1 pseudogene is annotated in these 1,236 nt (G+C 70.2%); it reads right to left on the bottom strand.

Going from position 1 to position 1,236, the window contains the following annotated elements:
• Positions 1-1,236: pseudogene (locus AB0389_RS37890) on the bottom strand (hypothetical protein); the annotation flags it as partial.

Raw genomic sequence — 1,236 nt, forward strand, 5'->3', positions numbered from 1 at the left:
ACGGCTTGGCGGACCTCCCGGGCTTCGGCGACGGCTCCGGGCCCTTCGGCGGCGGGGCCGCGTCCTTCCCCGAGGGGACGGGCGCCGTGTCCGTAGGAGTGGGGGCCGGAGCCGCCGGCGCCGTAGACCCACGACGGGGCCGCCGCGACCGGTCCGCCGGGACCCTGGCGCGACGCGGCTGGTGGTCCATCTCGCGGAGGACCACGTGCTCGTACAGCACGACGCCGCCGTCCTCGTTCTCGAATTCGCGTATCTCGCGGGAGCGCACCTCCAGCAGGGTCTCCTGACGGAAGTACGCCTGACCCGCGGCGGGGTTCCACGCGATCGGCGAAACGTCCACCGCGTGGCGGGCCTTCTCGACCTCGAAGAGCCGGATCCGGCCACCTCTCTTCGCCGTGATCTTCATGGCGAAGTCTTTTCGCAACAGCGCTTCGTGAAGTTCGGGCGCCCACACCGAATGCAGCTCACCAGAGGGCTGGTCGCCGACCTCTCCGGTCAGCGGCGCGGAGTCACGGACCGCCCAGAACACGCTCTTGCCCACCGGGGGCAGCTTCTTCAGCCCCTGGGCAGCGATCGCCATGTGCATCGGCATGTCGGCGTACACCTCGTCGACCACCCCGCGGTCGACCGCGTTGAGCAGGCCGGCCCTGTCCTCGGCGAGCAGGCGGCGGTACTCGCTCTTCTCCGACGACCCGGCCTTGTTCTTCTTGCGGAAGTGGCGCATGGCCACATGGGCCGCGCTCCGGAACCCGGACGCCCGCATCATGAGCCAGGGGAATCTCCCGCGGCTGTGAAACTCCTCCTTCACTATCTCGCGCAGGCCCTTGCGCAGCTCGGTCCTGGTCGGCCTCTCCGCCTGCCGCCAGAGGGTGAAGATCGGTCCGTCCGGTCCGCTCAGCAGGTGGAGCGCGGTGATCTCCGCCTCTCCCAGCAGCTTCAGCAGGTTCCCCCGGTGGCGCGCCCGCCAGTCCGCCACGGAATCCAGCCGTTCGTTCAGCCCGTCGCGGGGTACGTCGGGATCGGTCACGCTCCTGTGGTCGACCACCTTGCCCTCGAGCACGCGGACGATGCCTTCCGGAATCCGGCCGTTATCGGTGACCGTCGGCGTCAAGAGGTGCTTGGTGAGGGAGCGGTAGAGGGTCTCCATCGGCAGGGCCAGCCCGACGGGCGTCGTGCCGCCGTCGGGCCCGAGGTGCTGGTCCGCCCACATGTACAGGTGCGCCGCGTCGCCCGCCA

Source organism: Streptomyces sp. NPDC093109 (assembly GCF_040701725.1).
In the GTDB taxonomy this organism is placed as follows: domain Bacteria; phylum Actinomycetota; class Actinomycetes; order Streptomycetales; family Streptomycetaceae; genus Streptomyces.